The sequence below is a fragment of the Streptomyces sp. NPDC021093 genome (assembly GCF_044333135.1).
Classification (GTDB): Bacteria; Actinomycetota; Actinomycetes; order Streptomycetales; family Streptomycetaceae; genus Streptomyces.
The window spans coordinates 324,268-344,006 of record NZ_JBIRQJ010000009.1 but is presented as its reverse complement, the minus strand read 5'-3'; the positions used below and the strand labels follow the sequence as shown (position 1 = coordinate 344,006).

Genomic DNA, 19,739 nt, shown 5'->3' with positions numbered 1-19,739 from the left:
CCCTCGGGCGTCACGGCGGGGGCTTCACTGGATCGTGAACCCGCCGTGGATGTCACGCGCCTGCACGACGTTCCTGGCCTCGCCCTGGAAGGAGTTGGCCACGCCGCCGTCGGCCGCCTGGTTCCACAGGGCCTCGCACTCCTGGCGGAACGCGGGATCGCGCCCGAACTCCTCGTCGAGTGCCGCCGAGAGCTGTGCCCGGGACTCCGGCCGGTGCGCACGGCCGGAGAAGCGTTCGGTGATCCTCCGGGCGAGGGCAGGCAGCGCGGCCCCGGCGGATTCACCCGCTCCGGTGGCGACACCGGCGGCGAGGGCACCGGCAATGGCAAGCGACAGAGGGTCCATGAGAGACCTCCACGGTGAGGGCGGCGTCTTCCATCATGGGTCCGTGGCCCGACCGAGACCAGAGGCCAGACGAAGGCCAGAGGACCGACGAAGGCCAGAAGCCCGACGGCCCGCCGGAGCTTGTTCAACGAGGCGGCTGCTCGGGCGACTTGGCGGGTCCGGGTCGGCATACTCGTCATGTGATCACTGACGACCCGTACCTGTGGCTCGAAGACGTCGAGGGCCCGGCCGCCCTCGCCTGGGTGAAGGAGCGCACGGCCGAGGCCGAGCACGCGCTGTGCACGGCCTCGTGCGCGCGACTGGCGGACGAACTGCGCGAGGTCCTCGACGACACCCGCCGCATCCCCCACGTCCGGCGCCGCGGCGCACACCTCTACAACTTCCGGCAGGACGCCGGGCACGTACGAGGGGTGTGGCGGCGCACGACGCTCGACGAGTACCGCACGAGCGAACCGCGGTGGGAGACCGTCCTCGACATCGACGCCCTGGCCGCGGCGGAAGACGTGGACTGGGTCTGGTCGGGGGCGCCGGTCCGGTACCCCGACCACGGCAGGGCCCTGGTCAGACTCTCCCGCTCCGGCTCCGACACCGTGGTCGTGCGCGAATTCGACCTGGAGACCAAGGAGTTCGTACCGGACGGATTCCGCGTCCCGGAGGGCAAGACCAGCATCGGGTGGATCGATCAGGACACCGTCTACCTCGGCGCGGACCTGGGCCCGGGATCGCTCACGGCCTCGGGCTATCCGCGCACGGTCCGCCGCTGGCGGCGCGGCACCCCGCCGGAGGAGGCGGAGCAGGTGTACGAGGCCGCCGCCGACGCGGTCTCCGTGGCGGCCTGGCGCGACCCCACCGAGGGCTTCACCCGCGACTTCCTCGTGGTCCACCGCGACTTCTGGCACCGGGACACCTACCTGCTCGGGCCCGACGACAGGCGCGTGCGGATCGAGGTGCCGGCCGATGCCTTCGCGTACGCCCACCGGGAGTGGATCGTCGTCACCCCGAAGTCCGACTGGCTGGGACACCCGGCGGGCTCCCTGCTCGCCTTCGACTTCGACGCCTTCCTCGACGGGCGGCGCGAGCCGGTCGTGCTGTTCGCCCCGACGGAGCGGACGGCGCTCGCCGGGCACTCCTGGACCCGGCACCATCTGATCCTGGAGAAGCTCACCGACGTCGCGACGAGCATCGAGGTCCTCACCCCGGGCCCCGGCGACACCTGGGCCACCCGCCCCCTCGCCGAGGTCCCGGCCCTGGCCTCGGCGGCCGTCGTCGACACAGACCCCGACTCCGACGAGTACTTCCTGGAGACCGACGGCTTCCTCCAGCCGCCCACCCTCCACCGGGGAGAGACGACCGGCGGCACCGAGGTGCTCAAGGAGGCGCCCGCGCTGTTCGCCACCGCCGGCCTGGACGTGCGCCAGCACTTCGCGGTCTCCGACGACGGCACCCCGGTGCCGTACTTCGTGATCGGCCCCGACCACACGGAGCCGGCCCCCACCCTCCTCCACGGCTACGGCGGTTTCGAGCAGTCCCTCACCCCGGACTACAGCGGCCTGCGGGGCCGCGCCTGGCTGGCCAGGGGCGGCAGATACGTCGTCGCGGGCATCAGGGGCGGCGGCGAGTACGGGCCCGCCTGGCACCGTGCCGCGCTGAAAGCCGGACGGCCGCGGTCCTTCGAGGACTTCGCCGCGGTGGCGCGGGACCTCGTCGCCCGTGGGCTCACCACCACCGACCGGCTCGGCATCGAGGGCCGGAGCAACGGCGGCCTCCTGACGGGGGCGATGCTCGCCCGCTACCCCGATCTCTTCGGCGCGGTGGTCATCGGCTGGCCGATCCTGGACCTCCGCCGCTTCCACCTGCTGCTCGCCGGGGCGTCCTGGACCGCCGAGTACGGGAACCCCGACGACCCGGCCGACCGGCCGCACCTGGAGGCCGTCTCCCCGTACCACCACTTCCGCGCCGACCGGAACTACCCGCCGGTCCTGCTGCTCACCTCCACCAGCGACGACCGGGTCCACCCGGGCCACGCCCGCAAGGCGGCCGCCCTGCTGCGCGACCAGGGGCACCGGGTCCTCTTCCACGAGACGACCGGCGGGGGACACAGCGGCGCGAACGACCACGTGCAGACCGCCGCGGTACAGGCGTTGAAGTACACGTTCCTGTGGGAGGCCCTGGCCGGAGGCACCGAGGGCTCGTAGCGGCGTACGGATCATGCCGCCTTCCTTCGTTCTCAGGTACGAATCTTCCGCCCCGGATCTCCTCTAGCTTCGGTTGCATGCCTCTTGGAAGGAATCGAAGGTGACCGGAGATCTGCACGGCCGCGCGGTCGTCGCCGACACGCACAACGACCTGCTCATGTCGGTGGTGGAACGGCCCCCGCGACGGTGGGCGGAGTTCTTCCGCGAACAGTGGCTGCCACAGCTGCTGGCGGGCGGGGTGAACATCCAGGTGCTGCCCGTGTTCGTGGACGACGGGTTCCGGCCCGAGGGGGCGCTGCGCCGCACCCTGCGGATGATCGAGTGCGCGCACGCCCTCGCCGAGGGCAACGCCGAACACGTACGGCTGTGCCTGGACGGCGACGACATCGACGCCGCCCTCGCACAGGGCCGCATCGCGCTGGTGCTCGCGCTGGAGAGCGCACCCGGTGTCGACGTGGACGTGGAGCTGTTCCGTACGCTGCACCGGCTCGGCGTACGGGTCGCCTCGATCGCGCACTGGGGGCGCTCGCCGCTCGGCGACGGCAGCGGCGAGGACGCGACCGGCAGCAGGCTCACCGGCGCGGGCGTGGCGGCGCTGCGCGAACTGGAGCGCCTCGGCGTCGTGTTCGACATCTCCCACCTCGGGGCGGCCGGGGTGGCACACGTGCTGGAGCTGGCCACCCGTCCGCTGATCGCCTCGCACTCGTCGGCCCGAGCGCTCTGCGACCACCACCGCAACCTCACCGACGAGCAGATCCGCGGCGTGGCCGCGACCGGCGGTGTCGTCTGCGTCAACTTCGTGCCCGACTTCCTCGCGACCGACCCCGAGTCGCGGACGATCGAGCGGATCGCCGACCACATCGAGCACATCGCCGCGCTGGTCGGCTACGCGCACGTGGGCATCGGACCGGACTTCGTACGCGAGGTACTGGCCGACGTCACGCCGCCGTGCTGCGACAACAACGACTATGACGGGGTGCCCATGGACCTGTCCCTGCCCGGCCTGGACGGGCCCGCCGAACTGCCCGCGCTGACCGAGGTGCTGGTGAAGCGCGGACTGGACGAGGACAGCATCCGTGCGGTCCTCGGCGGCAACGTCCAGCGGCTCTTCCGCGCCGAGCTGGGCAGGGCCCGATGAGCGGGGCGGGCGAGGTACGGAGCGGGGCGGGTCAGGGGCCGCGGCTCTCCGAGATGCTCGCGGACCTGGCGGAACTGGTCGTCTGCGAGTCCTTCTCCGCGGACCTGGACGCGGTCGCACGCAGCGCGGACCTGGTGGCCGCGCAAGGGGCCAGGCACCTGGGGGCCGCACCGGAGCGCATCGTCGTCGACGGCGTCACGCACCTGCGGTGGACGTTCGGCGCCCCCAGGGTGCTGCTGCTCGGGCATCACGACACGGTGTGGCCGATGGGGTCGCTGGTCACGCACCCCTGGTCGGTGACCGACGGCGTGGCGCGCGGGCCCGGTGTCTTCGACATGAAGGCGGGGCTGGTGCAGATGTTCCACGGGCTGGCCTCGCTGCCCTCGCTCGACGGGGTGTGCGTGCTGGTCACCGGGGACGAGGAAGTCGGCTCGGACACGTCACGGGCCCTGATCGAGGAGGCCGCCCGGAGCTGCGCGGCGACCTTCGTACTGGAGGCGTCCGCCGACGGCGGGGCGGTGAAGACGGGCCGCAAGGGCACCTCGGGCTACGAGTTGGTGGTGCACGGCAGGGCGGCCCACTCCGGGCTCGAACCGGAGAAGGGCGTCAACGCGGCGATCGAGGCCGCACACCTGACCCTCGCTCTGGACGAGGTGGCGGCGGAGGTCAACGTCGACGCGTCCGAAGGCTGGCGCACCACGGTGACCCCGACGGTGGTGGCCGCGGGCTCCGCGACCAACACGGTGCCCGCGACGGCGACGGTCAGCGTGGACGTCCGGGTGCCGACGCTGGCGGCCCAGGCGAAGGTGGACGCGGCACTGCGCGCACTGACGACCACTGTGCCGGGAGCCCGGCTGGAGGTGCGGGGAGGCCCCAACAGGCCGCCGCTGGAAGAGAGTTCGTCGGCGGATCTGTTCCGGCGGGCGAGCGCGCTCGCCCAGCGGCAGGGACTCCCGGCGCTGTCGTCGGCGGCGGTCGGCGGGGCGTCCGACGGGAACTTCACCGCCGGGCTCGGCTGCCCGACCCTGGACGGCCTGGGCGCCGTCGGCGGGGGAGCGCACGCCGACCACGAGCACGTGATCGTCGCCGACATGCCGGTACGGGCACGGCTGCTCGCCGCACTGGTCGCCGAGGTCGCCGGAGCCGACGGAGTCGCCGGAGTCACCGGAGCCGGCGAGGCCGCCCGATGAGCGCGCCGGAAGTGCGGGAACTCCACGAGCTGAGCGAACTCGAAGCCGTCGACGCCCTCTTCGTGCGGATCTGGGGCAGCGCACCGGGCGCCTCGCCCATGGGCGTCGAGCAGATGCGGGCCCTCTCGCACGCGGGCAACTACGTTGCCGGCGCCTACGCGGACGGCGAGCTGACCGGCGCGTCGGTCGCCTTCTTCGCCGCCCCCGTCGGCCGGGTACTGCACTCCCACGTCACCGGCGCGCTGCCCGGCCACGGGGCGGGTCTCGCCCTCAAGCTCCACCAGCGCGAGTGGGCCCTGGCCCGCGGACTCACCCGGATCACGTGGACGTACGACCCCCTCGTGCGCCGCAACGCCCACTTCAACCTCAGCAAGCTCGGGGCGCGCCCGGTCGAGTACCTGCCGTGCTTCTACGGGGCGATGGAGGACGCCATCAACGGCGGCGACGACACCGACCGGGCCCTCATCGCCTGGGACCTGTCCGCGCCCGCCGCCCCGTCGCCCGCGCCCGTACCCGCCGACGCCGTCACGGCGCTGGCCGTACGGGACGGCCGCCCCGCCGTCGGCCGCCTCGACGCACCGACCCTGCTGGTCGAGGTCCCGGCCGACATCGAAGGGCTGCGCCGCACCGACCCGGGGGCCGCCAAGGAGTGGCGCCTCGCGCTGCGCGAGGTGCTCGGAGGACTGCTCGCCGAAGGCGCCCGCGTCACCGGCTTCCACGACCGGACCTGCTACGTCGTCACGCGTGACACCACCGCCTGACCCCCACCCTCCCAGGAGCCCGCACACCATGAAGATCACCGGAATCGAACTGCGCCGGATCGCGATGCCGCTGAAGGCACCGTTCCGTACCTCCTTCGGCGTGGAGACCGCCCGCGACGTCCTGCTCGTACGAGTCGTCACCCCGGACGCCGAGGGCTGGGGCGAGTGCGTCGCGATGTCCGAGCCGCGCTACTGCTCCGAGTACGTCGAGGGGGCCGCCGACGTCCTGCGCCGCTTCCTGATCCCCGCGCTGCCGGAAGCGGCGGACGCCCACGCCGTCAAGCGGGCGCTGAAGCCCTTCAAGGGCCACAAGATGGCCAAGGCGGCCCTGGAGACGGCCGTGCTCGACGCCCAGCTCCGCACCGCGGGCCAGTCCTTCGGGAACTTCCTCGGCGCGGCACGCGACCGGGTCCCGTGCGGAGTGTCGGTCGGCATCATGGACTCGATCCCCGAACTCCTCGACTCCGTCGGCGGATTCGTCGACGAGGGCTACGTACGCATCAAGCTCAAGATCGAACCGGGCTGGGACGTGGCCCCGGTGCGCGCCGTCCGCGAACGCTTCGGCGACGACCTGCTCCTGCAGGTCGACGCCAACGCCGCGTACACCCTGGCCGACGCCCGGCTCCTCTCCCGGCTGGACGCCTTCGACCTCCTGCTCATCGAGCAGCCGCTCGCCGACGACGACCTCGTGCAGCACGCCGCGCTCGCCCGCCAACTCCGTACGCCCGTCTGTCTGGACGAGTCGATCGAGTCCGCCGAGGACGCCGCCGCCGCCATTACCCTCGGGGCCGCCTCGGTCATCAACATCAAGCCGGGACGGGTCGGCGGCTACCTGGAGGCCAAGGCCATCCACGACCTGTGCGTCGCCCACGGCGTCCCGGTCTGGTGCGGCGGAATGCTGGAAACCGGCCTCGGCCGCGCCGCCAACGTGGCCCTGGCCGCGCTGCCCGGCTTCACCCTCCCCGGCGACACCTCCGGCTCCAGCCGCTACTTCGCCACCGACCTCACCGCCCCCTTCGAACTCGCCGACGGACACCTCGACGTACCCACCGGGCCGGGCCTGGGCGTGGAACCCGTCGCCGACTTCCTGGACGAAGTCACCACCTCCAGCGAGTGGATCCAGCTCTAGCACCCCCGGCGCGGGACGGCGGGCGTCAGGCCAGGCGGAGCTGCAGCATCAGCGCGAAACGCACCGACGGGTCCCGCAGATCGACCTCCGCCACCTCGGCGACCCGCCGGATCCGGTAGCGGAACGTGTTCGGGTGGACGAACACGTCCGCCGCCGCGGCCGGGACGTCCCCGAACGCGTCCAGCCACGCGCGCAGGGTCTCGACCAGGTGGGACCGGTGCCGGGCGTCGTACGCGGCGAGGCGGGCCACCGGACCCGACGGCTCGTCCCCGTGCGCCGCCACCAGGTCGCGCAGCTCCAGCAGCAGCGACTCGACGTGCACGTCGCCGATCGAGGCGACCCGCCGGTGCGTACGGCCGCTCAGCAGCACCCGCAGCGCACGGTCGGCGCTGGTCCGCGAACGCCCCAGCGCCGACGGTTCGGTGGCCACTGAACCGATGCCGATGACCGCCCCCGCCCGCTGCCCCGCACGGTCCAGGAAGTGGCCCGCGATCTGCGCCGCCCGCTCCCGCCCGGCCGTCGGGTCGGCCGGAACGGGGACGATCGCGTACGCCACGTCACCCAGCAGCGCGAGCGCGGAACGGGGCTGCACCGCGTCCAGGTGGATGCCCAGCGCGCTGGTCAGCCGCTGCCGCTCGGCCGTGACCCGGGCATGATCGCCGCCCTGTCCGGCGGGCCCGCTCTGCCTGCCCTGCTCGGCCAGCCCCAGGGCCATGACCACCGTGGGTTCGTGCACCAGACCCAGCCGGGCGAGCGCGTCCGCCACGCCCGTACCGCCCTCCAGGACGGTGCTCACCAGGTCGGCCCGCAGCCGGTTCTGCGCGTCCGCGCCCGCCCGGTGGCGCAGCAGATGCAGGGCGACCAGCTTCGCCGCGTCCTGGAACGCCTGCTCACGGTCGGGCGTCAGCGGCTCTTGCACCGCCGCCCACACCGACCCGAGGAACTCGTCACCGGCGCGCACCGCGACGGCCACCCGGGGTATCGCCCACTCGCCCTCGTCGAGGGTGGCCGGAGCGATGCGCACCGGACGGTCGCTGCGGTACAGCTCGCCGAACACCCCGCGGCCCTCCAGGATCCGCAGGTATCCGTCCGGCACCCTGCGCGCCAGGATGGTGGCCACCCGGGACTGGTCGGCCTCGTCCTGACGGCCCGAGAACGCGAGGATCCGCGAGCGCCGGTCCTCGATCGTGATGGGCGCGTCCAGCAGCGTCGCGACCGCGTTGGCCAGCGCGAACAGATCGCCGGACGGCACACCGCCCAGCGTCTGCACCCCCGCGTCCCCGACGTCCCCCTCGGTGAGCAACGTCCGCAGCAGAGCGGTCAGCTGGGACCAGGAGGCGCCCTGGGTGAGGGCGATCAGCGCCACCCCCGAAGCGGCCGACGCCTCGGCGAGCGCCTCGTCCCGCTCCACCGGCCCGCGCACCACGAGGGCGGCCGCGCCGTGGGCACCCAGGACGTGCAGCAGCCGGGCGATCTCCGGCACCCCGTAGACGGCCACGCCCAGGACGATGGCGTGGGAGGGGTACGCGGCCTCGTCCCCGGGGTCGTGAATGACCACGCCGCCGATGTCACCGGCCGGTTCCGGACTGCCGTGCACGAGATCCAGCAGGGTGGGTCCGAAGTCGTCGAGCACGCGGGCCAGGCTCGTACGGGGATTTGTCGGCATGTCACTGATCACCGCCCCAGGCTAGGACGTCGGGCGGCACCCGCGTTCGACCCGGCCCGGCCGTCCGTGCGGACCCGTTCACCCCTCCCGATCGGGGGTACCGCTTCCTCTGACAGGTTCACGGACCATACTGGTCGGGCCCCCGTCTCCCACAGAACGACTCCATGGCCAAAAAGAGCACCTCCTCGACCACCGTCCCCGACACCGCGTGGCTCGGTCGCGGGCGCCATCTCGGGCCCGAGCCCGAGCAGGACGTCCGGCGCAACCTGATCGCCCTCAAGGCGGCCGGGGTGCTCGACGACTTCCTGGACCTCGACCCCGTCGAGGCGGCCCGCTCCACCGTCCTGTACCCGCGCGACGAGTCCGCCGACCCCGGCCCGTCGGCCCGCCGCCTCTTCGAGGCCCGCTGGCGGGTGGCCGACGACGTCACGGTGCGCGCGCAGCTGACCACGTACGACGCCGAGGGGCGCCGCAAGGAGGGCGAGGGCGTCACCTGGGTCCTCGCCGCCGAGGCGGAGCGGATGTGGGACGTGCACTGGCCCTCGCCCGTCACCATGTTCTGGCCCGACAGCGACCGGGTCGCCTGGGACCACGGCACGACGGTCCCCGACGTGCGCCTGCGGAGGGCGAACCAGCTGCCGAAGGACGACGACGAGCTGCGCAGACGGCTGCGCGACTGCACCCGGGAGAGCTGGTTCCTGCACGTCGTGGTGCACGAGGCGATGACACCGGACGCGCTGGGGCAGCAGCCGGTCTCGGCGTTCCTGCCGCCGAGCCTGCGGCACCGGGTGGTCGAGCACCGGGCCACGCCCGAACAGGCCCAGATCGCCGACTTCGCGATGAAGCGGGAACTGGGCGTACGGATGCCGCGCGGCGGCGCCGTCGTCCTGCCCACGGCGCCGCAGAAGGCGGACTACGACGCGGAGCACTTCACGGTGCGCAATGTCTTCCTGGACGGCTCCCTGCCGACCGAACTCCTCGACAGGATCAAGGAGTTCGCCGCCCTGCCCCGGCTGATGCCGGCCGAGGGCGAGCGGGCCCTGACCCGGCTGCGCCAGGGCTGGCACCTGCTCACCCCGGACGAGGAGCTGGCCCACGCCCGGGAGATGGCCACCAAGTACGCCGAGGCGCTCGACGCCATGACGAACTCCCGCGACCTGTACCGGGAGGCGGCCGAGGCGGCGCATGCCGCGCTGGCCGAGGTGACCGGCGGCGACGGGGTGCCCCGGCCGCCCGTGCCGGGGGCGGGCAAGGCCGAAGGCTCCCCGCTGGGCGCCCTCACGAAGGCGTTCGGCCGCTTCCGGGGCCCGAACAAGTAGGGCGCCGCCCGCCGGTGGAGCCAACTCGCCGCACAGCAGATCGATATGACGTGGAGTCACCTGAGGTGAGGTCATGTCGTGCGAGGTCATACGGTGTGCGGCCTGCTTGCACACACTCCGCGTAGTTGGTTAGGTTAGCCTCGCCTTCCTGGGTTGGGGTGGGTGTCACCGGGGGGCGGCCAGAGGCATCGGCGCTGCCGTGGTGACGGATTCCGACGCTCCCGCCCGCACCGCCGATCTTCGCTGGAGCCGTCCGATGAACCAGTTCCTGTCGCCCGAGCGTGCCCGTCCGACGGGTGGGACCGTATGAGCCGGGAAGACCACAGGCACCGTCACCTGGAGCGGATCGCGGAGGTCCGGGCGGGGCGGCAGGCCGAGGACGTGGCCTACCCGATCCGCATCCGGGAGACCGAGGTCCTGCGCACCAGCACGGTCGGCTCCGGGCTGATCCGGGTGACCCTGGGCGGCGAGGGGACCAAGGGGTTCGAGGCCCACTCGCCCGACGAGCACGTGAAGTTGTTCTTCCCCGACGAGGACGGCACGCTGCGGCTGCCCGAGCCGAACGGGCTGATGCTGCGCTGGGCGGGGGCCGCGGCCGCCACCCGGCAGTACACCGTGCGCCGGTACGACCCGGACACCGGCGAGATCGACATCGACATCGCCCTGCACGAGGGCGGACTCGCATCGGAATGGGCGAGCGCGGTCGAACCGGGCGCCGTCATGCCCCTCGCGGGACCGCCCGGCGGGATGATCGTTCCGCACACGTACGACCGCTATCTGCTCGCGGCCGACCTCACCGCGCTGCCCGCCCTCGCCCGCTGGCTGGAGGAGCTGCCCCGGCACGCGAAGGGCTGGGCGTTCACCGAAGTCGCCGACGCCACCGAGGAGATCGAGCTGGACGCCCCCGAGGGCTTCGAGGTGCACTGGCTGCACCGCGGCGGCAGCCCGGCGGGCACCGGCGACGCACTGGCGAAGGCCGTGACCGCGGTGACCGTGCCCGAGAACGAGCGGGTGTACGTGTGGGCCGCGGGCGAGGCGGACAGCTCAAGCCGCTGCGCCGCTGGGTGCGCGACGAACTGCGCCTGGCGAAGGCCGACCACGACATCACCGGCTACTGGAAGTGCGGCGTCTCCAACTTCGACGACGACCACTGACCCGTACGCACTCACGAAGCACGAAGCACGAAGCACGAAACGCGAAGCAAGGAGCCTCACATGTCCATACGCAGAACCTCGGGCCTGGCCGGCGCCATGACGCTGGCCCTGGTCCTGACCGGATGCGGGTCGTCGGACGGCACGTCGGACAGCGCCTCGGAAGCCTCCGGCAAGGGCAAGACCCGGGTGTTCGCCGCGGACAACGGAAAGATCACCATCCCGGCCGCCCCCAAGCGCGTGGTGGCCACCGGCTATGCCGTCCCCGTCATGATCGAGGCCGGTGCGCCGCTGGTCGGGATCTCGTCGTGGAAGCGCGGCGAGCCGATGATGAGCGAGCAGGACCTGGCCGCGTACAAGAAGCTCCCCAAGGTCGCGGGCGAGCAGGCGGCCGAGACCAACTACGAGGCCGTCGCCGAGGCCGAACCCGACCTGATCGTCATCGGCGTGCCCGCCCCGGTGCTCGGCGACATCGACGTCAAGCGGCTGGAGTCCATCGCACCGGTCGTGGCGATCGGCCCGACCGTGCCGGCCGCATGGCGCGAGCAGTCCAAGAAGCAGGCGGACGCCGCGGGCGCGCTGAAGAAGTTCGACGCGGGCAAGGGCCGGTACGAGGCCAGGGCCGCCGAGCTGGCCACCAAGTACAAGGACGTGCTGCCCCAGCTGAAGCTGGGCCACCTCGGTGCGTACGGCGAGGCCGCCAAGGGCACCTTCCAGCGCGAGTTCGGCAAGTCCTGGGGCACCAACATCGCCGAGGACATGGGCGCGAAGTACTACGGCAAGGTGAAGAAGCCGGGCCCCGGCTCGCACGCGGTCAGCGAGTACCCGTCCGTCGAGGAACTCCCGGCCTCGTTCAAGGACGCCCAGGCCATCACCTACTCGGTGAAGCCCGACGGCAGCCTCCCCGAGTCGGTGAAGTACGCCATGGAATCGAAGCTGTGGAAGAACCTGCCCGCCGTCAAGGCCGGCCAGACCTTCCCGCTCCGCTACACCGAGGCGGCGACCTACGGGCAGGCCCTGCAGACCCTGGACGCGATCGACAAGTCGCTCGCCCCGCTGCTGAAGAAGTGACCGTCACCGACACCGCTCCCCGGGCGGCGACCAGGAGCCGGGCCGTGCCGCAACTCGGCCTGCTCGTCGGCGGGTTGGTGCTGCTCGTGGTGGTCGCCGTGCTCAGCATGGGCGTCGGCGCCCGCCCGGTCCCGCCCGGCGAGGTGGTGCGTGCGCTGTTCGACTTCCGGGGCACCGACGACCACCTGGTCGTACGGGACGTCCGGGCGCCCCGCGCGCTGCTGGCCGTCGCGGTCGGCGCCGCCCTGGCGGTGGCGGGCGCGCTGATCCAGACGCTGGCCCGCAACCCGCTGGCCGAGCCCGGCATCCTGGGGGTCACCGCGGGCGCCGGATTCGCCATCACCCTCGGCTCCGGGCTCGGCCTCGCCGCCGGGCAGGCGGGCGAGCTGGGCTGGGCGATCACCGGCTCGGTGCTCGCCGCACTGCTGGTCGCCGCCGTCGGGCGCCGCTCGCCGCTGCGCCTGGTGCTCACCGGCGTGGCTCTGACCGCGGTGCTCAGCGGTGTCGCGCTGGGCATGCGGCTGATGCTGCCCGACGTCTTCGACGCGTACCGGTTCTGGTCCGTCGGGTCCCTCGCCGCCCGTGAACAGGCCCCGCTGGCCTGGCCGTTGACCGCGATCGCGGTGTCCCTGTGCGGCGCGCTGCTGCTGAGCCGGGCGCTCAACGCCCTGTCGCTGGGGGAGAGCGTGGCGCACACACTGGGTGCGGGGGTGACCCGGGTGCGGGCCGCCGCGCTCGTACTGATCACCGTGCTCAGCGGGGCGGCGACGGCGGTGGCCGGGCCGATCCTCTTCGTCGGGCTGATCGTGCCGCACCTGGTGCGCAAACCGGCGGCGGGCTCGGTGCCGTGGATGATCCTCTACACGATGGTCCTGGGCCCGGTCCTGCTGCTGGTCGCCGACATGGGCTCACGGGTGCTGCTGCCCACCGGCGAGGTGCCGGTGGCCATCGTGACCGCGTTCCTCGGCGCCCCCATGCTGATCTGGGCCGTCCGCCGTCACGGGGCGGGGGCGCTGTGACCACTCTCGTACTCGGACGCGGACGCGGGCGGGAGCTCCGGGTCGAACGCCGCACGGTGGTGCTCGTCGCCGTCATGGTCGCCCTGATGCTGGCCCTCGGCCTGCTCGGACTCTGCTACGGCGCTTCCTGGTCCACCCCCGGACGGGTCCTCTCCGTACTGACCGGGGCGGAACGCTCCGTGGTGATCTCGGACTGGCGGCTGCCGCGCGTGCTGGCCGGGCTGGTCTTCGGCGCGGCCCTCGGCGTGGCCGGGGCCATCTTCCAGAACCTGACCCGCAACCCCATGGGCAGCCCGGACGTGATCGGACTCGACGCGGGCGCCTACTCGGGCGCCCTGGTCGCCCTGACCGTACTGTCCGGTACCTCCGCGCAACTGGCCGTCGGCTCGGTGCTCGGTGGGCTGCTCGTCGCCGCCGCGATCTACTTCCTCGCGTACGACAAGGGCTTCTCCGGCCTGCGCCTCGTGGTGATCGGCATCGCGCTCAACGCGATGGTCACCGCGGTCAACTCGTGGATCGTGCTCCGTGCCGACCTGGAGGTGGCGATCGCCGCGGTCGGCTGGAGCGCGGGCTCGCTCAACGGCGTGGGCTGGGCCGACCTCGGGATTCCGTTCGCCCTGATCGCCGTGCTCCTCGCCCTGCTGGCCACCCGGGCGCACTCCATGCACCAGGCGTCGCTCGGCGACGCGGTCGCCGTGACCACCGGCGTCGGGCTTGACCGGCTGCGGCTGCTGATGGTGCTGGTCGGCGTCGGCTGCACGGCCACGGTGACCGCGGTGGCGGGACCGATCGCGTTCATCGCGCTCGCCGCCCCGCAGATCGGCCGCCGGCTCGCGGGCGCGGCCGGAGTGCCGCTGCTCCCGGCCGCACTGGCCGGAGCGGTACTGCTCCAGGGCGCCGACCTGCTCGCCCAGATGCTCCTCGCACCCGTCGCGCTGCCGGTCGGCGTGGTGAGCACCGCGATCGGCGGTTGTTATCTGATCTGGCTGCTGACGAAGGAGGTGAGGCGCGCATGACCGCACGCCCGCCCGCACAGGACACGACCGCACGTCCGGCGGACGGGGCGCCGACCGCGCGACTGACCGCGCGGGACATCACCCTGCGCTACGGGGACCGGGTGGTGTCCACCCGGCTGAGCCTCGACGTCCCCGACGGCGCGTTCACCGCCGTCGTGGGCCCCAACGCCTGCGGCAAGTCGACGCTGCTGCGCGCACTGGTCCGGCTGCTCCGCCCCGGGACAGGACACGTGGAGTTCGACGGCCGCGAGGTCGGCGGCTACCCGGCCAAGGCGCTGGCCAAGGAACTCGGCTTCCTGCCGCAGGACCCCCTCGCCCCCGACGACATCAAGGTCCGGCAGCTGGTCGGGCGCGGCCGCTTCCCGCACCAGTCGCTCCTCGCCCTGTGGTCGCCCGACGACGAGGAGGCCGTCACCGGAGCGATGGCCGCCGCGGGCGTCGCGGACCTCGCCGACCGGCCGGTGCAGGAGCTGTCCGGCGGCCAGCGGCAGCGGGTGTGGATGGCCATGGTGCTCGCCCAGCAGACGCCCTACCTGCTGCTCGACGAACCGACGTCGTTCCTGGACATCACCCACCAGTACCAACTGCTCGGCCTGCTGGCCAAGTTGCGCGACGAGGGCCGCACGGTGATCGCCGTCCTGCACGACATCAACCAGGCCTGCCGGTTCGCCGACCACCTGGTCGCCATGAAGAACGGCCGGGTGGTCGCCGAGGGCGACCCCACGGACATCGTGGACGCCGCACTGATCAAGGACGTGTTCGACCTGCCGAGCGTCATCGTCCCCGACCCCGTCACGGGCACCCCGATGGTCGTCCCCACGCTCCACGGGGGATGACCCGAGGGGCCCGCGGCGGAAGAACCGGCCGAGGCCGCTCTCACTCGTGCGCGTCGTGCCGCTGCCTCAGGTGGTCGACGAGGACCGCCACATGGCTGTGCTCCGGCTCCTTGACGGCGGTGACCAGGGTGACGGCGGAGGTACGGGCCAGGCCGAGCAGACGGCCGACCGCCGCCGCGTGGGCGGGCTCGGCCAGCTCCGCCCGGTAGCGGTCCCGGAAGCCCGCGAAGTCCAGCTGCCCGGAATGGTAGGCGGTGCGCAGGCCGTTCGACGGCGTCACGTCCCTGAGCCATTCGTCCACCGCTGCCCGCTCCTTGGACAGCCCGCGCGGCCACAGGCGGTCCACCAGGACCCGGCGGCCGTCGGCCGGCCCGGCCGGTTCGTAGACCCGGCGCACACGGAAATCGGGACCCGACTGCACGGTGTGCCTCCTCGGACGCGGCGATGGACGTGACGGCGGCGACGGGCCGGACAGGGCGGTACCGCCCTGTCCGCACCACCGCCTGTCCGCACCCTACGTACAGGCCGCGGCCACGGCTCCCTGAGCGGAACCAAGGGCGTGAACCTGTGCCGGGCGGCCGGTCAGTCGTGTTCCTCAAGGGCGAAGGCGACGGCCCGCTCGGGAGGGAACCGGGCGCCCTGGAGCAGGGCGGCTTCGAAGGCCTCCCGGCCGAGTGCTTCCCGTGCCTGCCGTTGTCCCTCGTCATGGGGGGCCCGCCAGTACGCCGAGCCGAACCAGGGGACCCCGATGGTGTTCCACTCCTCAGCCGCCGCTCCGAGCAGTACGGCTGCCCGGTAGCCGTTCCCATCGGCGGCGGCGATCCAGCCCAGCAGGTCGATGATCATGGCCGTACCCAGCCTGTCGCGGAAGCCCCACTTCATGCGCAGGCACTCCCGCGCGTGCCGGGCCGCCACCGCCCGGTCACCACCGGCCCACTCGGCCAGGGCCTGGACGTAGAGGGCGTAGGCGAGGGTCCACTTCTCGTCGTGCGCGGCGCAGATGCTCCGGGCCTTCCGGCAGAGCTCGACCGCCTGGCCCGAGTCGCCCAGGAAGACGCTCGACAGGGCGAGTTGGGCCTGCGCCATGATCACCATGCTGCTCATGTCGCCGAGCAAGGCGTAGTGGCCGACGGCTTCCTCAAGGAGGAGCTGCGCGTGCCGGGGTTCGTCCCGGAGCAGGGCGGCGGCGCCCGCCATGTGCGTGCCGTGGGCCATGGCGACGTCGTCACCGAGCCGCCGGGCCAGGTCCCGGCACTCCGCCGATCTCACGACGCTCTCGGCGATGTCCCCGCGCAGATACGCGATCCTGCTCATCACCCACAGTGCCTTGGCGCGTTCCCGCGATGGTTCGCGAGCGAGGCCCAGCGCCTGGTCGAGCCAGCACTGTGCCTCCTCCACGTAGCCGCACGCGACCCAAAAGGAGTACAGCGCGGCGGCCAGGCGGGCACCGGCCAGGCCTTCTCCCGGTGTCGTGAAGGAGAAGCTGAGCGCCTCGCGGAAGTTGGCGTGCTCCAGCCGCAGGCGGTCCGCCCAGTCGGCCTGGCCGGATCCGAACCACTCCGACTCGCCCTGTCGGGCCAGCGCCAGGTAGTGGTCCCGGTGACGGCGCCGGAGAGCCGTCCGCAGTCCGACGTCGCTGATCTGTTTCCTCCCGTACTCGCGGAGCGTCTCCAGGAGCCGGAAGCGGATGCCCCCTTCGGACCTCTCGCGGATCAGGACCGACTTGTCGACGAGCCCTTCCACCAGGTCGAGCACCTCCTTGGTGGGGAGGTCCGCACCGGCGCAGACGGCCTCGGCCGCCTCCAGGTCGAAGGAGTCGGTGAAGGTCGACAGCCGTACCCAGAGCAGCCGTTCGTCGTCCGTGCACAGGTGGAAGCTCCAGCACACCGTGGCCTGCAGCGTCTGATGGCGTGGCAGTGCGGTGGGCCGGGCCGTCGTCAGCACCCGGAAGCGGTCGTCGAGCCGGGCCAGGAGCTGTTCGGGCGACAGTGTCCGCAGCCGTCCGGTCGCCAGCTCGATGGCCAAGGGGATGCCGTCGAGCCGTTGGCAGATCCGGGTCACGGTCGCCTTGGTCTCCGGCGACATCGGGAACCCGCACGGAACCGCGTCCCGCGCCCGGTGGGCGAACAGCGTGACAGCGGGCGCGTCCTCGTCCGGCTCGGACCCGGCCCGGTCCTCGCGGGCACGCGGTGCGTCCGGCAGTACCCGCAACGGCGCCACCGGGAAGACCTGCTCACCGTCGATGGCCAGCGGCTGCCGGCTCGTGGCGATGACCCGCAGGTTCGTGGCCGCCCGGAGCAGGGTGTCGACGAGCACGGCACAGGCGCCGAGCAGGTGCTCACAGTCGTCGAGGACCAGCAGGACCTGTCGTTCCCGAAGATGCCTGATCAGGGAGGCCAGCGGGGCGCGACCCTTCTGGTCGTGGATGTCCAGCGCCGCGGCCACGGCGTGCGCGACGAGTCCGGGATCGGAGAGACCGGCCAGCTCGACCAGCCACACGCCGTCCCGGAAGGCCGGCCGGAGGTTCAGCGCCGCCCGGAGCCCGAGCCGCGTCTTGCCCACGCCGCCGACCCCGGTGAGCGTCACCAGCCGGTTGGTCGCCAACAGGTCGCGCACCCGGTCCAGTTCGTGCTGACGGCCCACGAAGCTGGTCAGCTCCGTGGGGAGGTTGCCGGGCGCCGGCGGCTCGACGGCGTAGGGATGAGAGCCGTCCCTCCGTGCCAGGTCGGTCGTCACGGGACGGGGCACGGCGGGCGGGTCCAGGGCGGCATCGGCGGCCAGGATCTGTTCGTGCACGCGCCGCAGCTCCGCACCCGGCTCGATGCCGAGCTCCTCCGCCAGCAGGCGGCGGGCCTCCCGATACGTCTGCAGGGCCTCGGCCTGCCGACCGGAGCGGTGCAGGGCACGCATGAGCAGGCCGTGCAGCCGCTCGCGCAGCGGATGCGCGTCGATCAGCCGGCGCAGCTCACCGACGAGGTCGGCATCGGCGCCGAGCGCCAGATCCACCTCGACGCGCTCCTCCAGCACGCCCAGCCGGTGCTCCTCCAGCCGGTCCCGCTCGGCGTCCAGCAGCGGACTGGCCAGCCCCTCGCACAGCCTGCCCCGCCACAGCTCCAACGCGGAGTGCAGCGCCTCGGCCGCCGCGGGAAGGTCCCCGGCGGCCCGGGCGGACCGTCCCCGTTCCAGCTGTTCGTCGAGGACCTCCCGGTCCAGCCCGTCGGCCGGCACCGTCAGCAGGTAGCCGGCCTCGGTCCAGTTCAGCAGCCGCGACGGCGCGCGGGCCGGGCGGCCCGGCTCCAGGATCCGGCGCAGTCCTGCGGCGTGCCGCTGCAGCAGATTCACCGCCCGTTTGGGAGCCGCCGTCCCCCACACCGCCTCGATCAGTCTTCCCCGGGACACGGGCCGGTTGGCGTGCAGCAGCAGCACGGCGAGCATCACGCGCTGCTGTACCGGCCCGGCGTCCAGTTCCTTGCCGCCGCACCACACCCGCAACGGGCCGAGCAGATCGAACCGAAGCCTTCCGGACATCGATTGATCCTCCATCGACGCCACCCCCGTGTAGCAGTCGTCCACAACCTAACCGGCGCAACGCCCGCCGGACACCCATGGGACGGCCTCTTCGCACCGGCCGAGGCCGGTGCTGAGACTCGTCCCGCACCATTGGCTTGCACGAGGAGGCGGTTGCCTCACCCCGACCGACCGTGCCACCGGCGGCGACGGTCCTCGGCCGCGGGGGAAGTACAGCGGAGCTGCCGCGTCGGACGACGGGGGTGCCGGAGCAACCTGTCAAGCCGTCAACTCGGCCGATTCCGACCGCTCGACGACCGCAGGCGCAGCACCCTCTCGTGCTGAAGACCTTCCGCGTCACTCCTCAGGAAAGACGCAGGGGTGATGTCCGACGATGCCTCCGAATGGCAAAGACGCGGTCATGGGACGGCACATCCGTCTCAGAAGGGGGTATGCGTGCCGGTCCGTTTCTGCTCCGGGCACCCCCGGCGGGGGCCGAGGAGGTGCTCTCCGACCGGACGTCGAAACGGGGCGGCCGCCGAGTGGGGCGGCCGCCGTAGTGGAGCGGGCGCCGGGGGAGGGATTACCGTGCGGTTCGCCGTACTGATGTCCCCGGTCGGCGAAGCGGACAGGCCCGCGCCCCCGACCGGTCCGCAGCCGGCTCCCTACGCCAGAGCGCCGTCGAGCCAGCGGTTCAGGAACCTCCGGCTCCGGCTCTCCAGCAGTCCCGCGTGCCGTTGCGTGTCCGCCCGGATCTCCTTGACGGACACCCCTGCGGCCTGCGCTATCTCATGGGCGTGGCCGATGAGCCAGGATTCGATGGCGGCACCGAGAACCTCCACGTGGAACTGCAGTCCCAGTGTGGAGCGCCCGACCGCGAAGGCCTGGTTCCTGCACACCGGTGTGGAGGCGAGATGCGTCGCTCCCGCCGGCAGGTCGAAGGTGTCGCCGTGCCAGTGCAGTACCGGTGTGGTCAACTCCGCGACAGGGGATCCGGTCCCCGCTGCGGACAGCTCGACGGACCCCCAGCCGATCTCCTTCGCCTCGGCCGGATAGACCTTGGCACCCAGCGCGGCAGCGATCAGCTGCGCACCCAGACAGATGCCCAGCACAGGCTCCCCGCGGGACAGACGGGCCCGGATCAGCGCCACTTCCTCCTCCAGGAAGGGATACGCGTCGGTCTCGCCCGCCCCGATCGGTCCGCCGAGGACGACGAGCAGGCGCGGGGAGCGCCGTTCGACCCGTTCCAGGAGCCGACCCTGCCCGGCATCCACGTACGTCGTGCCGATGCCCCGTTCCCTCAGCACCTGCTCGAAGGAACCAAGGTCCTCGAAGGCGACGTGCCGGATCGCCACAGCTTCTGTCATCTCGATCATCCTCGGGATCTACGACGGTG

The 19,739-nt window shown here is 72.6% G+C and carries 15 protein-coding genes and 1 pseudogene; 11 read left to right on the top strand and 5 right to left on the bottom strand.

Annotation, left to right across the window (positions count from 1 at the left end; all coding sequences use genetic code 11):
- Positions 1 to 24: 24 nt before the first annotated feature.
- Positions 25 to 345, bottom strand: a complete 321-nt coding sequence (locus ACH4SP_RS28835; protein ID WP_398418909.1) for a hypothetical protein — start codon at positions 343 to 345, stop codon at positions 25 to 27.
- Between the two features lie 179 nt (positions 346 to 524).
- On the opposite strand from ACH4SP_RS28835, the gene ACH4SP_RS28830 reads away from it, so the two are divergent.
- From ACH4SP_RS28830 to menC, 5 genes are all read left to right on the top strand, one after another.
- Positions 525 to 2,540 (top strand): prolyl oligopeptidase family protein, encoded by a 2,016-nt coding sequence (locus tag ACH4SP_RS28830; RefSeq protein WP_398418907.1) that lies wholly within the window; start codon positions 525 to 527, stop codon positions 2,538 to 2,540.
- 100 nt (positions 2,541 to 2,640) lie between these two features.
- On the top strand, positions 2,641 to 3,678 hold the full coding sequence (locus ACH4SP_RS28825) for a dipeptidase (protein ID WP_398418906.1): 1,038 nt from the start codon (positions 2,641 to 2,643) through the stop codon (positions 3,676 to 3,678).
- A gap of 53 nt (positions 3,679 to 3,731) precedes the next feature.
- On the top strand, positions 3,732 to 4,868 hold the full coding sequence (locus ACH4SP_RS28820; RefSeq protein ID WP_398419153.1) for a M20 family metallopeptidase: 1,137 nt from the start codon (positions 3,732 to 3,734) through the stop codon (positions 4,866 to 4,868).
- A complete protein-coding gene (locus ACH4SP_RS28815; RefSeq protein WP_398418904.1) occupies positions 4,865 to 5,629 on the top strand; it encodes a GNAT family N-acetyltransferase in 765 nt (254 codons plus the stop codon). Before ACH4SP_RS28820 ends, ACH4SP_RS28815 begins: the two co-directional genes overlap by 4 nt.
- A gap of 28 nt (positions 5,630 to 5,657) precedes the next feature.
- Positions 5,658 to 6,758 carry an o-succinylbenzoate synthase gene (gene menC, locus ACH4SP_RS28810; RefSeq protein ID WP_398418902.1) on the top strand — a complete coding sequence of 367 codons (1,101 nt, stop codon included), beginning with the start codon at positions 5,658 to 5,660 and terminating at the stop codon, positions 6,756 to 6,758.
- Positions 6,759 to 6,783: 25 nt separating this feature from the next.
- Here the strand turns inward: menC and ACH4SP_RS28805 are convergent, their stop codons facing one another.
- Complete coding sequence (locus tag ACH4SP_RS28805) at positions 6,784 to 8,436, bottom strand: PucR family transcriptional regulator (RefSeq protein ID WP_398418900.1); 1,653 nt, start codon at positions 8,434 to 8,436, stop codon at positions 6,784 to 6,786.
- Positions 8,437 to 8,588: 152 nt separating this feature from the next.
- Between ACH4SP_RS28805 and ACH4SP_RS28800 the strand changes: the two genes are divergently transcribed.
- From ACH4SP_RS28800 to ACH4SP_RS28775, 6 genes and pseudogenes are all read left to right on the top strand, one after another.
- Entirely contained in the window at positions 8,589 to 9,743 is a 1,155-nt protein-coding gene (locus tag ACH4SP_RS28800) for a hypothetical protein (protein ID WP_398418898.1), read from the top strand.
- Positions 9,744 to 10,049: 306 nt separating this feature from the next.
- Positions 10,050 to 10,897, top strand: a pseudogene (locus ACH4SP_RS28795) (siderophore-interacting protein).
- Positions 10,898 to 10,957: 60 nt separating this feature from the next.
- Positions 10,958 to 11,965: an ABC transporter substrate-binding protein gene (locus tag ACH4SP_RS28790; RefSeq protein WP_398418897.1), complete on the top strand. Its 1,008-nt coding sequence runs from the start codon at positions 10,958 to 10,960 to the stop codon at positions 11,963 to 11,965.
- Positions 11,962 to 12,984, top strand: a complete 1,023-nt coding sequence (locus tag ACH4SP_RS28785; RefSeq protein ID WP_398418896.1) for a FecCD family ABC transporter permease — start codon at positions 11,962 to 11,964, stop codon at positions 12,982 to 12,984. Before ACH4SP_RS28790 ends, ACH4SP_RS28785 begins: the two co-directional genes overlap by 4 nt.
- A 74-nt stretch (positions 12,985 to 13,058) precedes the next feature.
- On the top strand, positions 13,059 to 14,000 hold the full coding sequence (locus ACH4SP_RS28780) for a FecCD family ABC transporter permease (RefSeq protein ID WP_398419152.1): 942 nt from the start codon (positions 13,059 to 13,061) through the stop codon (positions 13,998 to 14,000).
- Complete coding sequence (locus tag ACH4SP_RS28775; protein WP_398418894.1) at positions 13,997 to 14,836, top strand: ABC transporter ATP-binding protein; 840 nt, start codon at positions 13,997 to 13,999, stop codon at positions 14,834 to 14,836. The genes ACH4SP_RS28780 and ACH4SP_RS28775 overlap by 4 nt, the downstream gene beginning before the upstream one ends.
- Positions 14,837 to 14,876: 40 nt before the next feature.
- Here the strand turns inward: ACH4SP_RS28775 and ACH4SP_RS28770 are convergent, their stop codons facing one another.
- From ACH4SP_RS28770 to ACH4SP_RS28760, 3 genes are all read right to left on the bottom strand, one after another.
- Positions 14,877 to 15,257 (bottom strand): DUF488 domain-containing protein, encoded by a 381-nt coding sequence (locus tag ACH4SP_RS28770; RefSeq protein ID WP_398418892.1) that lies wholly within the window; start codon positions 15,255 to 15,257, stop codon positions 14,877 to 14,879.
- A gap of 161 nt (positions 15,258 to 15,418) precedes the next feature.
- Positions 15,419 to 18,364: an AfsR/SARP family transcriptional regulator gene (locus ACH4SP_RS28765; RefSeq protein ID WP_398418890.1), complete on the bottom strand. Its 2,946-nt coding sequence runs from the start codon at positions 18,362 to 18,364 to the stop codon at positions 15,419 to 15,421.
- Positions 18,365 to 19,008: 644 nt separating this feature from the next.
- A complete protein-coding gene (locus tag ACH4SP_RS28760) occupies positions 19,009 to 19,710 on the bottom strand; it encodes a glutamine amidotransferase (protein ID WP_398418888.1) in 702 nt (233 codons plus the stop codon).
- Between the last annotated feature and the right edge of the window lie 29 nt (positions 19,711 to 19,739).